14 protein-coding genes are annotated in these 24,590 nt (G+C 62.8%); 8 read left to right on the top strand and 6 right to left on the bottom strand.

Features of this window, described 5'->3' with window-relative positions; all coding sequences use genetic code 11:
* The first annotated feature begins 37 nt into the window (after positions 1-37).
* A complete protein-coding gene (locus CD351_RS14220) occupies positions 38-1,186 on the top strand; it encodes an acyl-CoA dehydrogenase family protein (RefSeq protein ID WP_111993249.1) in 1,149 nt (382 codons plus the stop codon).
* Positions 1,186-2,196, top strand: coding sequence for an acyl-CoA dehydrogenase family protein (locus tag CD351_RS14215; protein ID WP_111993248.1), 1,011 nt, complete (start codon positions 1,186-1,188; stop codon positions 2,194-2,196). The genes CD351_RS14220 and CD351_RS14215 overlap by 1 nt, the downstream gene beginning before the upstream one ends.
* On the opposite strand, the gene CD351_RS14210 is transcribed toward CD351_RS14215, so the two are convergent.
* Both CD351_RS14210 and CD351_RS14205 read right to left on the bottom strand, forming a co-directional pair.
* Positions 2,193-3,737, bottom strand: coding sequence for a DASS family sodium-coupled anion symporter (locus CD351_RS14210; protein WP_111993247.1), 1,545 nt, complete (start codon positions 3,735-3,737; stop codon positions 2,193-2,195). The two genes, CD351_RS14215 and CD351_RS14210, sit on opposite strands and share 4 nt — an antisense overlap.
* Positions 3,734-4,876: an acyl-CoA dehydrogenase family protein gene (locus CD351_RS14205; protein WP_111993246.1), complete on the bottom strand. Its 1,143-nt coding sequence runs from the start codon at positions 4,874-4,876 to the stop codon at positions 3,734-3,736. Before CD351_RS14205 ends, CD351_RS14210 begins: the two co-directional genes overlap by 4 nt.
* Positions 4,877-5,109: 233 nt before the next feature.
* On the opposite strand from CD351_RS14205, the gene CD351_RS14200 reads away from it, so the two are divergent.
* Positions 5,110-6,306 (top strand): acyl-CoA dehydrogenase family protein, encoded by a 1,197-nt coding sequence (locus tag CD351_RS14200; protein ID WP_111993245.1) that lies wholly within the window; start codon positions 5,110-5,112, stop codon positions 6,304-6,306.
* 30 nt (positions 6,307-6,336) lie between these two features.
* On the top strand, positions 6,337-7,470 hold the full coding sequence (locus CD351_RS14195; protein WP_111993244.1) for an acyl-CoA dehydrogenase family protein: 1,134 nt from the start codon (positions 6,337-6,339) through the stop codon (positions 7,468-7,470).
* Between the two features lie 57 nt (positions 7,471-7,527).
* Here the strand turns inward: CD351_RS14195 and CD351_RS14190 are convergent, their stop codons facing one another.
* The 4 genes from CD351_RS14190 to CD351_RS14175 form a co-directional block, all read right to left on the bottom strand.
* Positions 7,528-10,314: a DUF3857 domain-containing protein gene (locus CD351_RS14190; RefSeq protein WP_162627744.1), complete on the bottom strand. Its 2,787-nt coding sequence runs from the start codon at positions 10,312-10,314 to the stop codon at positions 7,528-7,530.
* A gap of 43 nt (positions 10,315-10,357) precedes the next feature.
* On the bottom strand, positions 10,358-11,581 hold the full coding sequence (locus CD351_RS14185) for a two-component regulator propeller domain-containing protein (RefSeq protein WP_234027146.1): 1,224 nt from the start codon (positions 11,579-11,581) through the stop codon (positions 10,358-10,360).
* 72 nt (positions 11,582-11,653) lie between these two features.
* The gene (locus tag CD351_RS14180; RefSeq protein ID WP_111993242.1) at positions 11,654-12,484 is read right to left on the bottom strand and encodes a sulfite exporter TauE/SafE family protein; all 831 of its coding nucleotides are present in this window, start codon (positions 12,482-12,484) and stop codon (positions 11,654-11,656) included.
* A gap of 61 nt (positions 12,485-12,545) precedes the next feature.
* Positions 12,546-14,258: an FAD-dependent oxidoreductase gene (locus tag CD351_RS14175; protein ID WP_162627743.1), complete on the bottom strand. Its 1,713-nt coding sequence runs from the start codon at positions 14,256-14,258 to the stop codon at positions 12,546-12,548.
* A gap of 410 nt (positions 14,259-14,668) precedes the next feature.
* Here CD351_RS14175 and CD351_RS14170 point away from each other — a divergent pair, with 410 nt between their 5' ends.
* The 4 genes from CD351_RS14170 to CD351_RS14155 are packed head-to-tail and all read left to right on the top strand — an operon-like array spanning position 14,669 to position 24,532.
* Positions 14,669-16,036 carry a multiheme c-type cytochrome gene (locus tag CD351_RS14170; RefSeq protein WP_111993774.1) on the top strand — a complete coding sequence of 456 codons (1,368 nt, stop codon included), beginning with the start codon at positions 14,669-14,671 and terminating at the stop codon, positions 16,034-16,036.
* A 2-nt stretch (positions 16,037-16,038) separates the two neighbouring features.
* Positions 16,039-18,033 (top strand): heme-binding protein, encoded by a 1,995-nt coding sequence (locus CD351_RS14165; RefSeq protein ID WP_111993240.1) that lies wholly within the window; start codon positions 16,039-16,041, stop codon positions 18,031-18,033.
* 2 nt (positions 18,034-18,035) lie between these two features.
* Entirely contained in the window at positions 18,036-20,021 is a 1,986-nt protein-coding gene (locus tag CD351_RS14160) for a hypothetical protein (protein ID WP_111993239.1), read from the top strand.
* Positions 20,021-24,532, top strand: coding sequence for an LVIVD repeat-containing protein (locus tag CD351_RS14155; protein WP_111993238.1), 4,512 nt, complete (start codon positions 20,021-20,023; stop codon positions 24,530-24,532). Before CD351_RS14160 ends, CD351_RS14155 begins: the two co-directional genes overlap by 1 nt.
* Positions 24,533-24,590: the final 58 nt, after the last annotated feature.

Raw genomic sequence — 24,590 nt, 5'->3', positions numbered from 1 at the left:
TGGACGCGGCCGCGCTCGGCATTTACGCGTGGAGAGCATGTTCCAGTTTCCCCGTCTCGCTTTTGACGCCCAAGCCGACGACTTGAGAGCGCAGATCCGATCATTCCTCTCTACAGAGCGCGCGTCGGGCGGCTTTGTGCCGCAGGCGGATTGCTGGGTCTCGGCCGCTGACCCGGAATTCAGTCGCAAGCTTGGCGCACAAGGCTGGCTCGGCATCACGTGGCCGAAGGAATATGGCGGGCATGCGCGGCCCATGGCGCACCGCTTCGTCGTGACCGAGGAATTGCTCGCAGCGGGCGCTCCGGTTGCCGCGCACTGGATCGCGGACCGCCAGACGGGCAGCCATATCCTGCAATACGGCACCGAAGAGCAGAAGCACGATATTCTGCCTCGCATTGCAGCGGGCGAGTGCTTTACCGCCATCGGGATGAGCGAACCGCAGGCGGGTTCAGACCTTGCGGCGATCAAGACGTCGGCGAAGCGCACGGATACGGGGTGGGTGCTGTCGGGGCGCAAGATCTGGTCGACCGGCGCGCATTTCTCGCATTACATAATCGTCCTTGCGCGCACCTCGCCTGCAGAGGGGCGCAATCGGCAGGTTGGCCTGTCGCAGTTCCTCGTCGACCTCTCGCTTCCCGGCGTCGATATCTCGGGCATTCGCGACCTTGGCGACACACCGCATTTCAACGAAACACTGTTCGAGGATGTGGAGTTGCCGGGTGATGCCTTGCTCGGGACCGAAGGCAATGGCTGGGCGCAGTGCATGGGCGAACTCGCGCTGGAGCGCTCGGGACCGGAGCGGTTTCTGACGTCGCTGATCGTGCTCGAAACCGCGCTGCCGGTGATCGCGCGCCATGCCGACGACCGCAGGGCCGGCGAGGTCGGGTCGATCCTTGCCAATCTCCGCGTGCTGAGGCGCATGTCGCTGGGGGTGGCGGAGTTGCTCGAGCGGGGGGAATCACCGGCAACGCTTGCCGCCGTGGTCAAGGAAATGGGCAATCGGCTTGAGAACGATGTCGTCGCAAAGCTGCGCAATGTGCTTGCTGGCATCCCGAGAGGCGAGTGGCCCGACGGACTGGGAACGCTGCTAAGAGACGCGGTGCTGCATTTGCCGTCCAACACCTTGCGCGGCGGGACGACGGAGATACTGCGCGGCATCATCGCTCGCGAAATGGGGATGCGGTGATGGAAGCTGGCGACCTGCAGATGATCGCAGAAGGGCTGGAGCGCATCCTCATCGATGCGCCGCTCGAGGCCATCGACCATGTGGGCGGGGTCGGCGACGATGCTAACGCCTTGTGGGAAACGCTTTTCGACAATGGCTATCCTCTGCTTTGTGCGAGGGAAGAGCACGGCGGGATGGGTGGCTCGCTTGCCGATGCGGCTTTCATCGCGAGCATCACGGCGCGGCATGCGCTTGCCGCGCCGCTGGCCGATACGGTGCTGGCTATCGGTGTGCTGTCCGCCTGCGGGATCGAGCCGCCCGCCCACCGCATCGCGATTGCCGACCCGCTCGACGAGAGCGCTCCGCTGTCTCATTCGGCGCAGGTTGATGCGGTGCTGGCGATCAAGGACGGGCGTTTGCGACTTGAGCCTCATGCGCCCGAACAGGTGAAGCCGCTAAAGGGAGCAGAGGATGGCGCAGCACCCCGCATATCGCGGGCCGAGGCGATAATCGAGATCGCCGCGCCGAACCGGCTGACGGCGCAGGTCTTTCACGCGCTCGCCGCGCTGCTTCGAGCCGCGCAGATGGCGGGGGCCATGCAGGCGGTGCTCGACCTGACACTGACCTATACAAGCGAGCGCGAGCAGTTCGGCAGGCCCTTGTCGAAGTTTCAGGCGATCCAGCATCACCTCTCCGACATCGCCTGCGAAACCGCTGCTTCCATCGCGGCGGTCGAGATCGCGAGCGATGCGCTGGCGGCTGATCCGCATTGCGGTGCGCGCGCAATCGAGGAAATCGCAATTGCCAAAATTCGCTGCGGTCAGGCGGCGTCCAGGGTCGCAGCGGGTGCGCATCAGGCCCACGGAGCCATGGGCTTCACCCGCGAATACAAGCTGGGCCGCTACACTCGCCGCCTGTGGCAGTGGCAGGACGAGTTCGGAGCGGAAAGCGAGTGGGCGATCCGGCTTGGCCATGCCGTGCTGGCCGAGGATGAGCCTGCGCTATGGCCCCGGATCAGCGCGCCGCTCTAGCTGAAGACCAGCCCCATCGCTGTGCCGCCGAGCCAATAGACAAAGCCGGTGATGAGCGCGATCCCGATCAGGTTCAGCACCACGCCGCCGCGCGCCATCTGCCCGATGGTGACGGCGCCGGTGCCGAACACGATAGCATTGGGCGGCGTGCCGACCGGCAGCATGAACGCACAAGTCGCGGCGAGCGCTGCGGGCACGAGCAGCCCCATCGGCTCCATCCCGACGCCGAGCGCAACGCCACCAAGGACCGGGATGAGCGTCGCCGATGTCGCGGTGTTGCTGGTGAGCTCGGTCAGGAACAGCACGATGGCGGTCACGCTTGCGATAAGCAGTATCGCGGGCAGGGTGGTGAGCCCTGCGACCTGCGTTCCAAACCACGAATCGAGGCCCGTTCCCGCAACCGCTCCGGCGAGGCTCAGTCCCCCGCCGAACAGCAGCAGTACGCCCCATGGCAGACCCTCTTCCGCGTCCTTCCAGTTGAGCACCATCTCGCCCGGACGGCTTGCAGGCAGCAGGAAGAGGGCCACCCCTGCACCGATAGCGATGACTGCATCGTCGAGCACCCCAAGCACCGCCATGACTGCATCGGAGAGCGGCAATTGTTCAAGCAAAGCGGGCACGATCCACAAGAAGGCTGCGCTCGCAAACACCCACGCCACGCGCCGCTCGCCCGCATTCATCGAGCCGAGTTCGTCAACCTCGCGGTCAATAAGCTCCTTGCCGCCCGGTATCTCGTCGAGGTCGAAGCGGTAGAGAAACCGCGTCATGACGAACCAGCCGATGGCGATGAAGCTGACCGATAGCGGCAGCCCGAGCATCATCCACTCGGCAAACCCGATGGTGATACCCAGCTGCTCACGCGCATATCCTGCGATGAAGGCGTTCGGCGTGCTCCCCGTCAGCGTGGCGAGGCCCCCCATGCTCGATGACCATGCGATGGAGAGCACCAGACACACGCCAAAGGTCGCGATGTTGGTGTCGGCCTCGGCGTCTCCGGCGCCTGCGACCGCAGCGTTGGCGCTGACCAGCGACAGCACAGAGATCGCAATCGGCACCATCATCAAGGTCGTCGCGGTGTTCGACACCCACATCGACAGAAACGCGGTCGCGATCATCATGCCGAGCACGATGCGGGTCGGCGACACGCCGACGCGCTTGACCGTCAGCAGCGCGATGCGCCGGTGCAGCCCCCATTTCTGCATCGCAATCGCGATCAGGAATCCCCCGAGGAACAGGAAAACGATGGGGTTCGCATAAGCGCTGGTAGTCTCGCGCACGGTTCTCTCTGTCAGCGCAGGAACCAGCACGATGGGCAGCAGCGAAGTCACGGCAAGCGGCGCGGCTTCGGAAATCCACCAGACCGCCATCAGGGTGGCGATGGCTGCAACAAAGCGCGCATCGCCTGACATCTCAGCCGAACCGAGCAAGGCATAGACGAGCGCTGCAAGTCCAATACCCAACGCGCGATATGTCCAAAGCAGTGAGGCTGGTCTCGCCCCGTTCGCCCCGTTCGCCCCGTTCGTCGCGTCGGGAAGGGTCACGAACCGGCCTGTCGCGACAGGATTTGCAGCATCACCTCATCTGCGCCGCCGCCGATCGATCCCAACCGGCTGTCGCGATAGGCGCGCGCGACGGGCGAATCCCACATATATCCCATGCCGCCCCAATATTGCAGGCACGCATCCGACACCTCGCGGCTCAGCCTACCCGCCTTCAGTTTCACCATCGTCGCAAGCCGCGTCACGTCCTCACCTGCAATATGCAATTCCGCTGCGCGGTAGGTGAGGCTGCGCAACAGTTCGACCTCGGTTTCCAGCTCGGCGAGCCGGAAGGCGACCGACTGAAAGTCGAGCACGCTCTGACCGAAAAGCTTGCGACCCGCCGCATATTCGCGCGTCGCGGCGATCAGGTTCTCCATGCTGCGAAGTCCCGCCGCGCCTGCCCACAACCGTTCGATCTGAAACTGCGACATCTGGTAGGCAAAGCCCTTGCCTTCCTCGCCAATAAGGTTCGCCTGAGGGACGCGCACATCTTCGAAAAACACCTGCGTCGTGTCGGAGGAATGCATGCCAAGCTTCCTGAAGCGCGGCGCGGTGGAGATGCCGAGCGTATCCATCGGCACGCAGATCAGCGACTTGTTGTGATGCACGCCGCCTTCGGGATCGGTGATCGCGAGCAGGCACATCCAGTCGGCCTGCGTGCCGTTGGTGGTCCACATCTTCGTGCCGTTGATGATGTAATCATCGCCATCCTTCCTCGCCGTGGTGCGGATGCCCGAGACGTCCGACCCCGCGCTGGGCTCTGACACGCCAAGGCACGCGACATAATCGCCGCTGATCGAGGGGCGCAGGAACCGCTCGCGCACATCGTCATTGCCGAAGCGGGCGAGAGCAGGGGTTGCCATGTCGGTCTGCACACCAATCGCCATCGGCAGGGCGCCGCAATTGATCGTGCCGACCGTCTCGGCAAAGACGAGGCCGTAGGAATAGTCGAGTCCAGCGCCGCCGAACTCTTCGGGCATGTTGATCCCGAGGAAGCCTGCATCGCCCATTTTCTTGAACAGCTCCTTTGCCGGGAAGATGCCTTCATCCTCCCACGCATCGACATGCGGATTGATTTCGCGCTCGATAAACGATTCGAGCGAGGCCTTGAGCGCCTCGTGCTGCTCGGTGAATTGCATGGTTGATCCTGTCCAAATGGCTGTTTGGCATCAGTCCTAATCAGCCCTTCGCTGCGCAGCAACGCCTTGGGGCTTACGGTGGAAAACATGGCGATCCCGCCGTGACGTTACGTCAGCCGGCATCGCCGCGCACTTTACCGTTCGATACGGGTTCAAAAACGAAACTTATCCTTTAAGTGCTGCGTAGCTCATGCCACACTGAAGCGCAGAAAGTTTGAAGAGAGAGCACAGCTATGAACCTCGAATTCACCCCCGAAGAAGTGGCGTTCCGCAAAGAAGTCCGCGCCTTCATCGAAGAGAACCACCCCAAGCATCTCGAAGGCATGGGCAACCGCGAGGACATGTCGCCCGAAGACATGACCGCGTGGCACAAGATCCTCGGCAAGAAGGGCTGGTCGGCTCCGGCATGGCCGGTCGAATATGGCGGCACCGGATGGAGCGCGACGCAGCGCTATATCTGGTCGGAAGAAAATGCGCGCGTGGGCACTTTCATGCCGCTGCCCTTCGGCGTCTCGATGGTCGGCCCGGTGATCTACACTTTCGGCAATGACGAACAGAAACAGCGCCACCTCCCCGGCATCCTGTCGGGCGATGTGTGGTGGTGTCAGGGCTATTCAGAGCCAGGCGCAGGGTCGGACCTCGCCAGCCTCAAGACTACTGCCGTGCGCGATGGCGACCATTACGTCATTAATGGTCAGAAAACATGGACCACTCTGGCGCAGCACGCCGACTGGGGCTTTTTCCTGTGCCGGACCGATCCCGATGCTGCCAAGCCGCAGGAGGGCATCTCCTTCATCCTGATCGACATGAAAACGCCCGGCGTCGAGGTGAAGCCGATCAAGCTCATCGACGGCGGATACGAGGTCAACGAGACCTGGCTCACCGATGTGCGCGTACCGGTCGAAAACCTCGTGGGTCAGGAGAACATGGGCTGGACCTATGCGAAGTTCCTGCTCGCTCACGAACGTTCCGGGATCGCCGGTGTCGCGCGGTCAAAGCGCGGCGTTGAAAAGCTGCGCGAGATTGCCGGCAGCGAAACCCTCGACGGCAAGCCGCTGATGAGCGACTTCGATTTTGCTCGCAAGGTGAGCCAGCTTGAGATCGACCTAGCCGCGCTCGAGATCACCGAGTTGCGCACGCTGGCCGGAGAACAGGCGGGCAAGGGGCCGGGGCCGGAAAGCTCGATCCTCAAGATCAAGGGCACCGAAATTCAGCAGCGCCTGACCGAACTCACGCTCGAAGCGGTCGGCAGCTACGGTACACCGATGTACGGTTCGATCGTCGATGCAAGTTCGAACCAGTACCCGATCGGACCGGACTATGCGCAGCATTCGGCAGCGACCTATTTCAACATGCGCAAGACTTCGATCTACGGCGGATCGAACGAAATCCAGCGCAACATCATCACGAAAATGATCCTGGGCCTCTAAGGTACCCAAGGACACCAGAGAGGAACTCACGTGGATTTCAACTTCACAGAAGAACAGGACATGGTGCGCGATGGATTGTCGCGCCTTGTCCGCGAAGAATACGGCTCGGAAACCCGCCGCGAAGTGATCGCGAGCGAGGCCGGATGGCGTCCCGAAATCTGGGCGCAGCTGGCAGAGCTTGGCATTCTTGGCATGCCGTTCAGCGAAGAAGATGGCGGCTTCGGCGGCGGTTCGATCGACGCGATGGTCGTGATGGAAGAGTTCGGCAAAGGCCTCGTGGTCGAGCCGTTCGTCCCGACCGTCGTATGCGCAGGCGGTTTCCTGAAGCACGCTGGTACGGCGGCGCAGAAGGAAGAACATATTGGCGGCATTGTCGATGGCAGCCGGGTCTTCGCCTTCGCTTATGCCGAGCCGAAGGGCCGGTATGATTATGCCGACCTCGAGACCACCGCGAAGAAGGACGGCGACGCCTATGTTCTCAACGGCCACAAGGCGGTCGTAATTGGCGCACCTTGGGCGAGCCACCTGATCGTTACAGCGCGCACGAGCGGTGATCGCCGCGACAGCGAGGGCGTGTCGGTGTTCGTCGTCGACAAGAGCGCCGACGGCGTCGTCACCCGCGATTATGCGACCGTCGATGGACGCCGCGCTTCGGAAGTCTATTTCGAGAATGCGCAGGTCCCTGCCGACGCTCTGATCGGTGAAGAGGGCGGCGCTCTCCCGCTGATCGAGCGCGTTACCGATGAGGCCATCGCCGCACAATGCGCCGAGGCATGCGGAGCGATGAAGGTCGCGAACGAAATCACGCTCGAATATTCGAAGCAGCGCAAGCAGTTCGGCGTGCCGATCGGCAAGTTTCAGGTGCTCCAGCACCGCATGGTCGACATGTATACCGAGTATGAAAGCTCGGTCTCCATGACCTACCTCGCAACCCTGCGCCTCGATGCCGAAGAGCGTGAGCGCAAGCTTGCCGTGTCGGCGGCCAAGGTTCGCGTCGGGCAGGCAGCGCATCATGTCGGGCAGGAATCGATCCAGATCCACGGCGGCAACGGCATGACCGACGAATATGCGATCGGGCACTATTTCAAGCGCCTGACGATCTTCGACAGCGAGTTCGGCAATATCGACCACCACATGAAACGGCACGTGGCGCTGTCTTCGTAAGGTCTGGCTATACAGAGGATTGAACGGGCGGGGGTGTGAGCCTCCGCCCGTTTGGTATCAGAAGTCTAGACCCCACGCGCGATACGTCGCCTCGATACCGGGCGTCATGGCAAGCGCCAGCGCGATTTCCCGGCGACCCTCGGCCTCCTCGCCTTGCCGGACCTTGATGATCCCGCGCAAAAGTCGCGATGCGGTAAGGCCCGGTTGAGCCAGAAGCGCGGCATCGACATCGGCCAGCGCCGCCTCGAGATTGCCCATCCGCAGATGCGCCAGAGCGCGGCTGTCGAGCGCGGCGGCGGAATAGTCGCTCTTTTCGACCGCATCGATACACGATTGCATGCGCTCTTCGTTGAGCACGTTCCAGATGCCCGCATTCCAGCATACCGAATTGAGCAGCGTACCATCGCCCGGACGGCGGAGCACCTGCGCTGCGAGCAGGTCGAGCCCTTCCTCGACTGACCCCGCCCAGCCCAAAGCGGTCGCCATCAGGTTCGCTTCATCGACCGGATCGTCGGCGAAGCTCGCAAAATCCTCAGCCAGCGCGAGCGCTTCCTCGGTTTCTCCCAGCAGGGCGAGCAGTTCAACCTGATTGCTGTATGTCGCGCCATCGGGTTTCAGATCCTCGGCCAGTTGAAGGTCGGCCAGCGACCCTTCGAGATCGCCCAATTGCCGGCGCAATGAAGCGCGGCGCAGATACAGGTCGCGCGATGCCTCGATCTCCAGCGCGGCTTCCACGTCTTCAAGTGCACCTGCATGGTCATAAACCCCGGCGCGGAAGGCGGCGCGGTTGAGGGAGGGATTACCTTCGTCCTCGTCCGCTTCGGCAATGGCCTGCGCGTAGAATTGCTCATGCGCATCGAGCAGGGCGCGGTCCTCCCCGAAATATTCCCACAATTCGCGCACGCCGCCAGAGGTCTGCACGACCGGCAAGGCGCGGTCGAACCGGGCAAGGGCACGGCGAGCTACCGGAATGTCTTCGGCAGGCAGTTCTTCAGCCACGCTGCGCATGGATTGCGACAGGATGAAGCGGTTGCCTTCGAGCGTGGCTTTCGACGAAAGCTCGACCCCGCCGATTGTCTGCGAGGCTTCTTCGCTGCCTTCGAGATCGAATGCGGGGCCACTCGAGGGCAGCTTCATTTCCATTTGGGAAGCGAAATAGATCGGCCCGTTGAGCTTCAGGGGAATGTCGCGCCACGCCGCGCGCGCGCGGTCGGTGTTGAAACCGACAGCCTTGGCCGCCTGAGCGGGCGCGACGAGTTTGTATTCGATATCGTCGCGCTGCCACGGCGTCGTGCGTGCGCCGCGCGCGCTGACACGGGCGATGCCGGTTTCGACGTCGTAGGAGATTTCATGGTCGACCAGTTGAGAAGGGCCAACGACGCCTGAAACGGCACGGTAAACCGCGCCTTCGCGCATGTCCTCGTCACCTTGTTCGGCGACCGAACGCCATTGGGCGCCAGTCGTGCCGCGAAACTCGATTTCGACGTTGAAGAGCGAGGGAAGACGAACACCGGCGGAATGGTCTATTTCGAGCCGGACAAACCGGTCCGGCGTCGCCTTTGCCCGTTCATCCAGCTTGATGAGGTCGGCCCCTTCATCGCGCAAGGGCAGGGCGTAGAAGAAGCGTGGGACCGCATCGATCGTGTCGATCCGCGTGCCCGACGCGGTGCCATCGAGCCAGTAATTCACCCCGTCGATCTCGGCGCGAACGATCATGTGGTCGAAATTGCCCGGCATCGGGGCGAGCATCGGGACCGAATCGCCGCCCTGGCTTTTGACCAGCACGACCTCGGATGTGACGCCAAGATCGCGCAGCATGGCGAGCAGCAGGACCGATTTCGCCTTGCAGTCGCCAAAGCGGTTTTCCCATGTTTCTTCGGGTGATTGTGGCAAGTAATTGCCTCCGTCGAGCCCGTTCAGAAGGTAGCTGACATCGTCCTGCACCAGCTTTACCGCCATCGCGGCGCGGGTCAGCGGATCGTCGCTTGCCTCCGCGATGCGGGCGACTTCGGCGGCAAGATCACCGCCCGGTGCGATGCTGCCTTCGACCTTGTAGTGCCTGGCCATGTTGGAGGAGACCGCCTGCCAATCGGCATAGGTCGAAACCTGCATCAGTTCGCCGATCTTGAAGCGGGACGGGGCATCGTTCGGGGTCGGGTCAACCTCGCTTACCGGGATGTCGACCGACCAGACATTGTATCCGTCGATCAACTCAGGCTCGGCCACTTCGGCATCGCCTTTGCGCAGGCGCGTGACGGGCAGATCCTGCGGCCATGACACGCTGATCCGTCCGTCTCCGAGCGGGAAGGGATCGGCGATAATGCCCGATTGCCATTGCACGTTGTCGCCCATGGCCTGATCGCTGGTCGTGACGGAATAGGCGAGGCGGATGACGTCTCCCAAACGCGCGCCCGGCACGTTCATCGTCGCGGTCAGCGCGCCGTTGAGCAGGCGCGATTCCAGACCTTGTTCGCGGCGCAGGACTTCAAATCGGGTCTCACCTTCGAGCAGGTCGATCACCTCGTCTTCGCGGATGATCTGGACCGCGTGGACGATAAGGTCGCCCTTGTCCGGAAGCCAGTTGGCCGACAGCGTGCCGAACCGGGTCAGCGCCTGCGGGGAATCGACCGCAATGGCAGTGTCGCTGTAACGCCAGAGCTGCCCGCTCTCGATCCGGGCCTGTTGGTCGAGAAGCAGGATCGGCGTGCCTTCCTCGCGCGCCTGTGCGTCAATCTCGCGCACGTCGACCCAATCGGGTCGTTCGTCATACAGAACGTCTTCGCCCGCAAGTGCAGGCTGTGCCACGAGCGCCGTCGTAGCGAGGAGCGACCCCAGGTAACGCATTATTTCCAGTCCCCGTTTAAATCCCGTCAGGCACAAGTAGAGCCTAGTCTTCGGCTCCTTGCAAGACGAAGCGCTGGACGCGGCGCCCGGTGTTGACTTCGCTGGTGTAGACATTGCCTTCGCTGTCCACATCGACGCTGTGCAGCCAGATGAATTGGCCCGGATACCGGCCATTGCGTCCGAACCAGCCAACGACATTGTGCGTTTCGCGCAGAAGGATCCACACCCGGCCATTCATCATGTCGGCGACGTAGACGTAGGTTCCATCGGGACTGAATGCGACATCGCTTGCCGTGCGCGTGCCGCCGGTGCCGTCGGCGATGACGACATCGCGGACAAATTCGGTCCCCTCTGCGGTTTCGCGGAACACTTGCAGGCGATTGTTGCGGCGGTCGCAGACATAGACGGTGTCGTCGGGCCCGCGCACGACGCAGTGGACAATGTCGCCAAAGCTGCGGCTTTCCGGGTTCGCACCGCCATCGCCAGTGCTCGTCGCCTGGCTCTGGTCAAAGGGTTCATCGCGCGTGCCGCCATCGGGGTCTTCGGCATAGGCACCGTAAAGCTCGTCAAAGGCGAGGTCGCCGTGGTCGAAGGCGATGATGCGCTTGTTGATGTAGCCGTCGGCCACCAGCACGCTGTCACCATCGGCAGCGATGTCGGCGGGGTTGCCGAGATACTCTTCGCTCGAATTGCCCTCAGTCGTCTGGCGGCGGCCGATCTGGCGGATGAACTCGCCATCGGCGGTGAAGTTGAGGACCACGTGGTCGCCATTGCCATTGCCGCCGATCCAGACGGTGCCTTCCTTGTCGACATAAAGGCCGTGAACATTGGCAGGCCATTGCTCGTCGCCTTCCTCGACCGCGTCACCGCCGCTGCCCGTGACCGTGCTTTCACCCGGCGCAAGCTCGGTCCCGCCCCAGCTCCGCAGCAGATTGCCCTCCTTGTCGAACTGAAGGACATGGGGAGGGGCCGTGCAGCATGCCTGCGTGATCGGCGGATCGGTGTCGCGCCCGATTTCCGTGGGCCCCAGCGAATTGGGGCGGGTGAGCACCCAGATCGTGTCGTCCTCAGCAATGGAGAGGCCGGGGATTTGCCCAAGGATCATGTCATCGGGCAGCTTGGGCCAGCTGGTGTCGACCTTGAAAGTGGGCATCTCGACGCTCTGGTCGACATGCTCGCTCTCCACATCGACCAGCGTGTCCGCCAGTGCCGGGCTCGCCAGACCAATCGCAGCGCCAAGCGCCATCCCTGCCGAAAACCGCATCATGCCAATCCTCTCTTTCCTACGCTCTCATGCTATCGATAATCTCGGGCAGCGCCGATGCATAGCGCAACCGCACTAGAACTTGGCGATCATCGTTATTCCAACGACGATGAGGTAAATTCCGAAGACCCGGCGAAGCACCTGCGGCGCAAGATTGTGAGCGACCGCTACTCCGAGCGGCGCAAAGATGATCGAGGTCACAACGATACCGAGGGCGGCAGGCAGATTGACATAGCCGAGCGAGCCCCACGGTAATCCCGCCTCGCCCCATCCGATAACGGCAAAACCAACAGCGCCCGGTATCGCGATGATCGCGCCCATGCCTGCCGCCGTGCCGATCGCGCGGTGGATCGGCGCGCCACATACGGTCATGGTGAGGGTCGTCAGCGTGCCCCCGCCAATCCCGAGAAGCGCCGAGAACGCGCCAAGAGTGCCCGCAATACCGACGCGCGCAACTCCGGCGGGCATCGCTGCAAAAATCGGCTCCGCCGCGCGCGCAGGCAGCAGGAAATAGACCGCAAAGCCAAGCACGCCGACGCCGAAGATCATGGCCAGCTGCGCCCCGGAAACGAAATCGGCGATCCATGCGCCGGCGGCGGTGCCCAGGACGACCCACGGGGCCCAGCCCTTGAGCAGATCGAAATCGACCGAATCGCGCTTTGCGTGGCTCATCGTCGAGCGGATTGATGTAAAGATGATCGTGGCAAGTGATGTGCCCACCGCGACATGCGCCGTTTGTTCAGCGCCCGCTCCCATCAACGGCAGCAAGAAAACAAGCGCGGGAACAACAACAAAGCCGCCGCCAATCCCGAACAGTCCCCCCGCGAAGCCAGCAGCCGCCCCTGCCATCAGCAGCGCGGCCCCAGTCAATGCGAGATCGGATATGTCACCCACCGGCCCGAACATACGCCTGTTCCGGCATTCGCCAAGCGCTTCGTTGCAGCGCAGCAAGCATGACGGGCGCGGCTTATTTCCCGGTCAACCTCGTGCGCCAGTAATCGGTGAAGAACAGGTCGTGCGGGTCGCGCTGCGCCCGCAATGCCATGAAATCATCGAAGCGCGGCAGATTGTCGCGGTAATGCTTTGCCCAGAAAGAGAGGTTGTCACGCGGAATGAACTTGCCCCAGTGTAGACGGAACGGAATGTCGCTCTGCTTCAGGATGTCCCAATACTGGTCGAGGAAACCCTCGTCATCGTTGGGAATACCGTCATTGTCGCGGTACCAGTACACGTCGATCCGCACCGCGCCGTTTGCGTATTCATCCGCGCCATCGCTGTATCCGGGATGCAGCCAGCCGCTGGTGGGTGAGCCGCCGTAAACCTCGGTCGAGAAATAGCCGGTGGCCTCTTCGCCGCCCTCATCGAACATGGTCTGATAGATGTTCATCACCTCCTGCGTCCGGTCGATCGGCACCCAGATTTCGGTAAATTCGGTGCCGAGCAATTCGTCGCTCACCGTGTTGTCCATGCAAAGCGAGCGCCAATACCAGTCATTGAAGCGCGTCTCTTCCCCGCGCTTGGTCATCGGCTGAAAGATCGGCAGGAGCTTGGGAAAGACCGCCGTTATAACCGAGTTGAAGAAGGCCAGCAGCGTCGCGATGGCCCCGGCAACGATCCCGGTCAGGCATCCAAGCAGGAAGGTGAAGAACCGCGCAAACTCTCCCTTGCCGCTCTGGCGCAGCACGAATGCGAGGTTCTCAAGGTAAGCGCAGGTTTTCTGCCAGATCAGGCCGATGATGCGCCAGGGACTGGTGTTGCCGACCAGCACGAATATGAGCGCGCCGAGATATTGCTCGGTCTGGCCGCCATAGTCGGGCGTGAATTGCTGGTAAGGGACGTTGTCATCGGGGTTCTGCGGCGGATCGACGCGCTTCGCCTGCCATGTCTGGATGCGCTCAGCGCCCTTTTGCGGCCACCACACGACGCGGGCGTAGGGTGTGTCTTTGAGGAACTCTTCAAGGCTCGGCTGGTCCGCGCCGCCTTTCCCAAGAAAATCCATCGGCGCCTCTGCGCCCGAGAGCGCGGTGGTCTGCTCGGTCCCTTCGATATTGTACATAGGAACAAGCTGCATGCGGACCGCGACGACTATCCCCAGCAACCCCATCGAGGTCGCATAGGCATCGAAATGATCGTGGCCCTGTTCGATCCACTCGCATTTGCCCGTGCCATCCACCACCTTGAACGCGATGGAATTGTCCCATCCATATGTGGTCGAACCTCCCGCCGAGCCGGTCGCCGTGAACCCGGCCAGCGTCTGATGCGTAATTCCGCCAAGCGTGTTGACCGCCCAGCCGCGCTCGAAAATTTGATGAAGCAGGCTGTTTTCACGCGTCGACACGCCGAACGGGTCCTGCGGGTCCCAGCCCAGATTGATGCCCGGCCCCGCTTCGATTACGCCTTTATCGGCGTCGACCCATGTGAGATCGCGCATCTTGTCGAATGCGATGTTGATCTCCTGCTTTCCGTCCTTCAGCGGCGGCGGGCTCTGCTGGAGCGTGCGATTGCGCGGAGTGTCGCTGCATGGATTGGTGTAGATGCTCCACGCGACCGAGTGTGTCGAACCGCGCGCCCTTATCTGGACGCCAGCCTCGCGTGCATAGTGGACGAGGGCAATCACCTCATCCTCGTTCGCCGGATGGAAAAAGCCGTCTGTGCCGACGGGAATGGGTGGTGTTGTCATTGTAACGGCTCGGCTCCCCTGAAAATCGTGCCCGGACCACTCATGACAAGGCTGCGCCACAGGTGAAAGGACTGAGACGACAGTTTCACGCATCTTGTGGCCACACTTGCAAAAAATTCGCGGGGTTTGTCCGGGAAATCATCGTATTGGAGGTTGCATCACGCGCCCGGTACTGTGACAAAGGAGCGCTTGCTTGGGAGGGCAGAGTCTGGGGATCACCCATTACTTGACGTTACCATACAAGTATCGCGGTCTGCGCATTGCTAGCCTGGGGGCACGATTTGCGCAGGCAGCCGACGGGATATTCGGGCGAGGGCGGGCCTAAGGGCTTGCGTCGCTCGGATAAAAAGGCAAAGTTGCAGGCATCTCGTGGGGGGTATGAGATGACAAGATCAGGGCCAGTGTGGGGATTGGCTAATTCCCTGAGCCGGAATGTCGCGGGTTTCGCGCGCGTCTTTGCCGTGCTCGGGCTCATTGCAATTTATCCAGCAGCGACCGCATCGGGCAATGCGCAGTTCGAAGGTGTTGCCAGCTGTGCAGGCTCGACCTGCCATGGCCGCGCCGAAGGTAACGGCGCCGTCGTCAGGCAGGATGAAATCGCCACATGGCAGGAACCTTCCTCGCCAAGCGGCGCTCACAGCCGCGCCTATGCTGTGCTCGCCGGTCGCCGTGGTCAACAGATCACTGCGACCCTCGGCCTTGGCGATGCGACGCAGGCCAAGGAATGCCTTGGCTGTCACGCGACCTATGTGCCTTCGGCTCCCAAGGGGCCGCGCTTTCAACTTTCCGACGGGGTCGGCTGCGAAAGCTGCCATGGCCCGGCAGGCGATGCCTGGTTGTCGAGCCACTATGCCCGCCCTGCGACGCACGCCTCGAACGTGGCCGATGGCCTGACCCCGCTGGACCGGCCTCAGGTTCGCGCCAATGTCTGCCTTGATTGTCATTACGGTTCGACCAAGCCGGGGCAGTTCGTCACCCACTCGATGATGGCGGCGGGTCACCCGCGCGTATCGTTCGAGCTTGACCTGTTCAGCGCGCTTCAGCAGCACCACAATATCGACGCTGACTACACGCAGCGCAAAGGCCGGCCCAATGCGGTGCGTTTCTGGGCGGTTGGACAGGCGGAGGCAGTGCGCCGCGCGACCGGGCTTTTCGCCAATCCCAAGTTCGGGATGGAAGGCGTCTTCCCGCAATATTACTTCCTCGATTGCCATTCGTGCCACCGCGAAATTCAGGATTCGAGCCAACGCCGCCTCACGTTTGAGGAAAATCCGGGCCGCCCGATCCCGTTCGGCAATGCACCGTTCAATGATGAGAGCATCATCATGCTGACCGCCGTGGCGGGCGCTCTGGTGCCGGGTCAGGCGGATGAATTCCGGGCGGCCAGCCGCAGCTTCCACGCGGCGATGGGTGGCAACGGTTCCGACCCGCGCGAGGCCGCGATTGCGCTGTCGCAGAGGGCAGGGGCGCTATCCAATGCGCTGAGCCAGCGGGCCTATGCCAATGCCGACGCTTTCCGGGTGATCGGCATCATCGGCGACAATGCGATCCGTCCGCGCTTCACCGATTATTCGGGTTCGGTGCAGGCGGTGATGGCGATCGACACGCTGCTGAATGGCCTTGTTACCAATGGCCGCGTGACCTCTGGCGCTGCCGCCGGTATCCGCTCCGACATCAACAAGGCGTATGCCGCCGTGCAGGAGCCGAACGCCTACGATCCCGACAATTTCCGCGCTTCGCTGGCTTCGGCCATCGCAGCGATCCGCAGGTTGAGCTGACCATGGCGGGGGGATGGAAAGTTCTGGCAGGCGCACCGCTTCTGGTGCTCGCTGCGTGTGGTGGTGGCGATTCGGCTCCCGGTGGTGGAGGGACGGGAGGCAATCCGCCGCCTCCCCCGCCGCCTCCGCCCCCGCCCCAGGGGCAATTGTTCAGCTTCCCCGCGCAGGAAAGCCTCTCGGTCGGCGAAGTTCAGCAGATCATCGCCCAGGCCGCAGGTGAAGCGAGCGCGCGCGGTATTCCATCGACGATCGCTGTCACCGACCGCGTAGGCAATGTGCTCGCCGTGTTCCAGATGGCAGGCGCACCGGGCACGACGCAGGTAAGCCTCAACCAGATCGGCGGCACGGCAGCACCGGGCACAGGGATCGGCTTGCAAGGCGTTGACGTTCCCTCTTCAGCAGCGGCCATCGCAAAGGCCGTCACCGGCGCATATCTTTCAAGCGGCGGCAATGCGTTTTCGACCCGCACAGCAAGCCAGATTGTGCAGGAGCACTTTCCGCCGGCTCCAACGACGGTTGGACTTGAAAGCGGCCCGCTGTTCGGTGTGCAGTTCAGCCAGCTTCCGTGCTCCGACCTTAGCGAGCGCTTTTCCGCATCGGGCGGGCCGGGGGCCTTTATTGGACCCAAGCGTTCGCCGCTTGGCCTTGCAGCCGATTCAGGCGGGCTTCCGATCTACAAGAACGGCGTCATCGTCGGGGGGATCGGGGTAGAAGGCGATGGCAATTACGGCTTCGATGCCAACATCCTCGATGTCGACAACGATCCCGAAGAATTCGCAGCGCTCGCCGGAACGCAAGGCTTCGTCGCGCCCGAAACGATCCGCGCAAACCGCATCAGCGTCGATGGCACGGCGCTCCGCTTCGTCGATGCGCGCTTCGACCAGCTTTCTCCGCTCCAGACCAACTTTGACGCGGTAAACGGTCCGGGCGGAGGGCTGATTTCGGTTGCTGGCTATACCGACGGCACAATTCGCGCAGGCACCGCATATGGCACAGAGGCAAGCGGCATCCGCGCCTCGACCCCTGCCGAGTTTTCCAATCCCGACGCCTTTGTCCTGACCGACGGTAACGGCAACAACCGCTATCCGATCCGCGCCGGGACCGATGGCACTCTGGTTAGCCAGCCCCTGACGGCCAGCGAGGTTCGCGCGGTTCTCGAAGAAGCGTTCGTTGTCCTCAGCCGTGCCCGCGCGCAAATCCGCCGCCCGCTCGACAGCCGGATGCAGGCGACGATCAGTGTGGTCGACACCAACGGCCAGATCCTCGGCATCGTTCGCAGCCCGGACGGACCGATCTTCGGCACCGACGTGTCGCTGCAAAAAGCGCGCACGGCGGCGCTATTTTCGAACCCGATTGCCGCGCAGGACTTCTCGGCGGCTCCGCCCGAAGTTGCGGCGGTGGTGCAGCGGGTGCGCGATTTCCTCGGCGATCCCAATGCCCTGACCGGGACATTCGCCTTCGCAGACCGTTCGGGCGGCAACCTTGCGCGGCCCTATTTCCCCGATGGCGAAGTCGGCCCGATTGCGGGGCCCCTGTCGGTTGAGGATCCGCAGACGTTTAGCCCGTTCGCGACGGGGCTTCAGCTGACGCTGGTTGCCGGAAACATCTTCCAGCACGCAGGCTTTATCGCGAGCAACGGCACACAGCCCGATACGCCGCGTGCCTGCACCGGGCTGCCCGCCACTTCGCAAGGCACGCCGCGCATCTCCAACGGTATCCAGATCTTCCCCGGCTCTGTCCCCATCTATCGCGGCGGCCAGTTGATCGGCGGTATCGGGGTTTCGGGCGACGGTATCGACCAGGATGACATGGTCAGTTTCCTCGGCCTTCACAATGCAGGGGTGCGCACCGGATCGATCAACAACGCGCCCAATGATATTCGCGCAGACCGCATCGTGGTCAATGTCGCCGGACGGCAAGTTCGGCTGCGCTACGTGAACTGTCCGTTTGCGCCGTTCCTCGATGATCCGACGCAGAACGTGTGTGAGGGGCTGTAACCATGTCGGCCTTCTCCCTCCTTCCACTCGTGATCCTCTCGCAGCCTATGGCGCAGGACGCCGGGGGAAGCACGCACCAGGAGCAGCCGCAGGAACAGGAGCAGGATCACAACAGGACCGTCGGCGAGGGGCTGAACACCACCGCGCGCGAAGAGGGTGAGGACCTCGATCGGCAGATCCTCGAAGGGCGCGAACGTCCCGGCTTCAATGAAGAGCTTCCCGAAGAGGTCATTCAGGTCAACGAAGGCGCCGTGCGCGCCCCCCCGCCACAGGCGTTCGACCCGTCGCAGGTGCCGATCCCCGATCGCTGGCGACTGATCGAATCACTGGGCGTGGTCGAGGAGGACTTCTTCGACCCCTACGCTCAGAACACCTATAAGGGCGACCGCCCGATCTGCATCCCGACCGAGGACGAGCAGGAACGCCGCCGCCGCATTCGCGAAGCGGCAGAGGCAGCGGGCGAAGAGCCACCCTATGGCAGCGCGCCGTGCGGGACGCCCAAGTTCCTTGGCCTGAAATCGCCGGGCAAGTGGTTCTTTGTCCTGAACGCGATCAGCGACACCGTTTACGAGCCACGCACATTTCCGATTCCCGTCGGCGTGCAGACCACCGAAGACCCCGACCGGCTCGATGTGTTCGGCAACGATTTCTCGACCGTGCTTTCGCAGACCTTCATCGTCGGCGCGGCGCTGCTCAAAGGCAACACCGCCTATCAGCCGCCATCGGTCGAATATCGCGTCACGCTCGCCTACAACGTCAATTATGTCGACGTGCCAGAGCGGCGCGTTCTGTTCGTCGAGCCGTCGAAGGGGACCGACCGTCTCGACCATTTCCTGGGCGTCCAGGAATTGTTCGTCGACTATCACTTCACCCCGCTCGACACCGACCGGTTCGACTTCATCTCGATCCGCGCAGGCATTCAGCCGTTTCAGGCCGATTTCCGTGGCTTCCTGTTCAACGACCAACAGCTTGGCGTGCGGCTGTTCGGCAACCGCGACAACAACCGTTTCCAGTTCAATCTCGGCGCGTTCTGGCGGCTTGAGAAAGACACGAATAGCGGCCTCAACTCGGTCGTTCAGGAACCGCGCGACGACTTCGTCTTCATCGCCAACGCCTATCGTCAGGATTTCCTGATCCCGGCGCTGACCAGCCAGATCACCTTTGCCTATAACCGCAATCGCGAGGGCAACGATATCGAGATCGACGATAACGGCTTCCCGGTTCGCCCGGCGCTGCTCGGCGATATTCGCGGGCGCGATTACGACGTGTTCTATCTTGGCTACAACGTCGATGGCCGCATCGGGCGCATCAACATCACGGGCAGCGCCTATTGGGCGCTGGGTGAGGATCGCAACAACTTCTTCACTGGCGAAGAGGCTGACATCAACGCGCAGTTTGCCGCGGTCGAACTCAGCTACGACCGCGACTGGGCGCGTTTCCGCCTGTCGGGCGCTTTCCAGAGCGGCGACAGCGATCCCTATGACGACACAGAGGGCGGGTTCGACGCGATCTTCGAAAACCCGGTCTTTGCGGGCGCGGATACCTCCTACTGGATCAGGCAGACGATCCCGTTCGCAGGCGGTGGCCGCGCGGTGGCAGTTAATGGTCGCAACGGCATCCTCAACAACCTGCGCTCCTCGAAAGAGCAGGGGCAGTCGAATTTCAACAACCCCGGTCTGTGGCTGGTGGGCGTGGGCGCGGACTTCGACCTGACGCCGGAATTCCGCCTCAGCGCGAACGCCAACCATTTGTGGTTCGAAGACACCTCTTCGCTTGAGGCGCTGCGTGTCGAAGGCTCGATCCCGAGCGAGATCGGCTACGACGTCTCGGCCTCGGCCATCTGGCGGCCCAAGGCCAACCAGAACATCGTTTTCCGCCTGTCGGGCGCTGCGCTCCTTTCGGGCGACGGGTTCAAGGACCTGTTCGACAATCTCGGCAACCAGGATGAGTATTACTCGATCCTCGCAAACGTGACGTTGACTTACTGATGCAAGGCAAACTCATCTCGCTCTCACGCTTCCTTTCGCCCGCACAGGCCCTTTTCGCGCTTGCCGTGATGGTTCTTGGCCTATCGGTGTTCCAGTCGACCGGCTTTGCGGCGGCAGAGGAAAAGCCGGTCTATCGCAATTACAAGGACGCAGGCGTGCTCGCGCCGCCCGCTCCCGCGCGCCAGTCGCAGGCTGAAGCCGATGCAAAATCAATGGGCTGCAAGACCTGCCACAAGGCAAGCGATGCGGCGACGATGCACGAAACGCCTGCTGTCGTGCTGGGCTGCACCGACTGCCACGGCGGTAACGCAGGCGTCGAAGGCAATCCCGCGCTGCCATACGACCATCCTGATTACGCAGCCGCGCGCGATGCTGCACACGTCCTGCCCAAATATCCGGACAGCTGGCACGCACCATCATCGGCGAACCCCAAGCGTTCTTACGCGCTGCTCAACAAGGAATCGCCCGAATTCGTGAAGTTCGTGAACCCCTCGGACTACCGCGTCGCGCGTGAGGCCTGCGGTTCCTGCCACATTCAGTCGATCGAAGCGGCTGAGCGTTCGATCATGGCAACCGGCGCGATGCTGTGGGGCGGGGCGACGTATAATAACGGCATTCTGCCCTTCAAAAACTACATCCTTGGCGAGGCTTACACCCGCTCGGGCGATCCGGCGACGATTTCGGGTGTGGCCAATGTCATCTCCTCGCCCGGCGATGGCGAAGACGGCGCTTTGTCCGAAGAACAGGAAGCGCGCGGCGTGCTCGGCCAGCTTTACCCGCTGCCGACCTGGCACGTGATCCCGCCTGCCGACGTCTTCCGCGTGTTCGAGCGCGGCGGTCGCACGATCAACTCGCAATTCCCGGAAATCGGCCTGCCAAGCCCGACCGGCCTGATCCAGCGCCTTGAGGAGCCGGGCCGTCCCGACCTCAAACAGTCGAACCGTGGCCCCGGCACCGGCCTGCGCGTCGCGATCCCGGCGCTGAACATTCACAAGACCCGCCTCAACGACCCGTTCACCTGGTTCATGGGCACGAACGACCAGCCGGGCGATTATCGCCATTCGGGCTGCGCGAGCTGCCACGTGGTCTACGCCAACGATCGCGAGCCGCGTCACAGCCTCGTCTATGCGCGATATGGCCGCGACGGTCAGACCCAGACGGTCGATCCTTGCATCAACCCCGTCGCCAATGCGAACGCCGCCGCAGTCGCCCAGTGCTATTCGCGCGAGAGCGCCGGTTACGGTGGCCGCATTCCGGGCGAAGGCTATGACGGCAAGGGCCACGGCGATGACCATGGCGGCGACTACACCGGCGGCCACGGCGCGCTGAAAGGGCCGGGCGACGATCCCTACGGCGACGGTCATGACGCGCATTCGGACGAGCCCACGCGCGAAAGCGGTCACCCGATCCGCCACGTCTTCACCCGCTCGATCCCGACCGCGCAGTGCATGAACTGCCACATGCACCAGCCCAACATCTTCCTGAACTCGTATCTCGGCTACACGATGTGGGACTATGAGAGCGATGCGCCCTTCATGTGGTCCGGCCCGGAAAACACCACCCCGCGCCCGCACGGCATGAGCGATGAGGATTACGAGGCGTTCTACAAGGAACAACGATTCCCCACCGCCGAGGAAGTGCGTGCCATCATGGATCGCAACCCTGAAGGCGCTGCCGCTCGCGGTATGTGGGCTAACCTCGATTTCCTGCGCAACGTCTTTGAGCTCAACCCGGAGCTAGAGCACACCCAGTTTGCCGACTATCACGGCCACGGCTGGAATTTCCGCGGCATCTTCAAGCGCGACCGCGATGGCAACCTGCTCGACGCGGAGGGCAACATCATCCGTCCCGGCAACCCGGAAACCGACAGCGCCGAGGCGTTCGCCTACCACCAGGACCGCTGGCGTCAGCGCTGGCGCAAGGATGGCGAGGAACTGTTCGTCGAGGTCGAGAAGAACCCGGCTGAAAACGACACGACCAATCCCGGTATCGCGGTTCACATGATGTCGATCCACGCCGAGGCTGGGATGCAGTGTGTCGACTGTCACTTCGAACAGGACACGCATGGCAACGGCCTCATCTACGGCGAAGTCGCCAACGCGATCGAGATCGGGTGCAAGGACTGCCACGGCACCGCCGATGCTTATCCGACACTGCGCACCAGCGGACCTGCCGCACCGCCCGAAGGCCACAACCTTGCGCTTCTTCGGAACCCGGATGGCCAGCGCCGCTTCGAATGGAAAGAGGACGACAAGGGCCACCGCATCCTGATCCAGCGCAGCCTCGTCGATCCCGAACTCGAATGGCAGGTCAGCCTTACCAAGGACTCGGTCAATCCCGAGCTTCCTGCCTGCGACAACGAAGGCAGCACTTCGAACGGCGCGTGCTTTAACGACCGTTCGGCGCGTTCGAAACTGATGAGCAAGTATGGCGGCGAAACCGGGCGTTTCGAATTCGGCCCCGGCATTGCCGAGGAAGACCGCGCCCACCGCGATCCGGAAATGGCATGCTTCACCTGCCACCTGTCGTGGACGACATCATGCGGCGGCTGTCACCTGCCGATCGAGGCGAACTGGAAGACCAAGTCGCACCGTTATGAAGGCGGCGAGACGCGCAACTTTGCAACCTACAATCCGCAGGTCGCGCGCGACCAGATGTTCCAGCTTGGCGTGCACCAGACGACCAAGGGCAACCAGACCGCTCCGGTCCGCTCGTCCTCGGCGCTCGTCCTGTCCTCGACCAACATCAACCGCGAACGCATCTATGTGCAGCAGCCGCCGATCAGCGCGGTCGGCTTCTCTTCGCAAGCCTTCGCGCCGCATTTCCCGCACACGGTTCGGTTGAACGAGACCAAAACCTGCACCGATTGCCACCTCAGCCAGGCAGAGGACAACAACGCGATCATGGCGCAGCTTCTGCTGCTCGGCACGAATTACGTGAACTTTGTCGGGATGCACGCGTTCACCGGCCTTGAAGGCGGCATCAACGCCATTCGCGTCACCGAATATGACGAGCCGCAAGCCGTGCTCGGCTCCTACCTCCACCGCTATTCCTATCCCGACTACTGGCGTCGCCACGTCGAAGATAACGGCCGCGAGCTCAAGAACTGGGTGCGCGGGGAAGCCTTCGACGACGATTTCTCCGGCGAAACCAAACCGTTCGAGGAATTCGTCAACGTCCACGAGGGCACGCGCGACCGCGTCGGCTGCCTGCAGATGCGCGGCGAATACCTGTTCGTTGCCGAAGGGCGGGGCGGTTTCCGCGCCTATGACATCGCCTCGATCGGGAACAAGGGCATCTCGGAGCGGATCATCACCGCGCCGTTCTCGCCGCTCGGCCATGACACGCATATCGACACCGAGGACGCGACCTGCATGGCGATCGCCACAACCCAGCCGATCGCGCCCGAACGCAACACGGCCCAGATGCGCGAAGTCAATCAGGAGCAGGCCTTCAGCCCGGTCTATGACTATGCCTTCATCACCGACAGCGTCGAAGGCCTGATCGCGGTCGACATCAACACTCTGGCCGACGGCGAATTCCGCGACAACTTCTTCGAGCGCGCGATCTTCCCGGATGGCTCAAAAGCGTGGAACCCGGACGGCGTTCTGACCGGAGCAAAGCACATCACGCTGGCAGGCGATTATGCCTACATCACTGCCGATGCAGGCCTGGTCGTGGTCTACCTGCCCAAGGATATCGCCGACGATCCTGCAACCGCGTGGCGCGATGAATGCGAGCTCGATCCGGCCAACCCGGCGGAAAGCTGCCTCGCACCGCGCGTAACCAAGGTCATCCCGATGACCGATGCGCGCGCCAGCACGATCCAGTTCCGCTATCTCTGGGTGACCGATGCGGAGGGCCTCAAGGTCTTCGACGTGACGAAGATGGACAATCCCGTCGCGGTGCCGGAGGCGACCTATCCGATTGCCGATGCCCGCCGGATCTACGTCGCGCGCACCTATGCCTATGTCGCGGCGAAGGGCGACGGGTTGATGATCTTCAACGTGATCAACCCGCGTGCGCCCAAGCTTTACCAGCAGGTGACGCTCGACGGGACGTTGAACGATGCGGAGGATGTGGTGGTCGGTTCGACCAATGCCTCGCTCTTCGCTTATGTCGCGGACGGGGTGAACGGGATGAAGGTGCTGCAGCTGACCTCGCCCGATAGCCAGCGCAATTTCTACGGCTTCAGCCCCGCGCCGATGCCCGAACTCATCGCCTATGCGAAAACGCCGTCTCCTGCGATTGCGCTTTCCAAGGGCCTCGACCGCGACCGCGCGGTGGATGAGACCGGCGGCCAGATGGCGGTGTTCGGCAGGCTCGGATCGCGTCCCTTCACGCGCGAGGAGATGGAAAAGCTCTTCCTCACCCGCTCGGGCGTGCCGTACCGTGTCACCGACGATGTCGATATGGACCGATGGGTCGGACGCAACAGCGTGTGGCGCCGCAGCGCCGGCATGGACGCGCAGCCTGAAGAGACGGACGAGATCGCGTTAAACGCCCGGTGACCAAGCGCGGGCCGGCGACCGGCAAGCGCTCACGCCAGCTTTCCTACAAGGGGCCGCG

Origin of the sequence: Erythrobacter sp. KY5 (assembly GCF_003264115.1) — a bacterium.
Lineage (GTDB): Bacteria > Pseudomonadota > Alphaproteobacteria > Sphingomonadales > Sphingomonadaceae > Erythrobacter.
The sequence above is the reverse complement of the archived record's forward strand: the minus strand, read 5'-3'. Positions and strand labels throughout refer to the sequence as shown.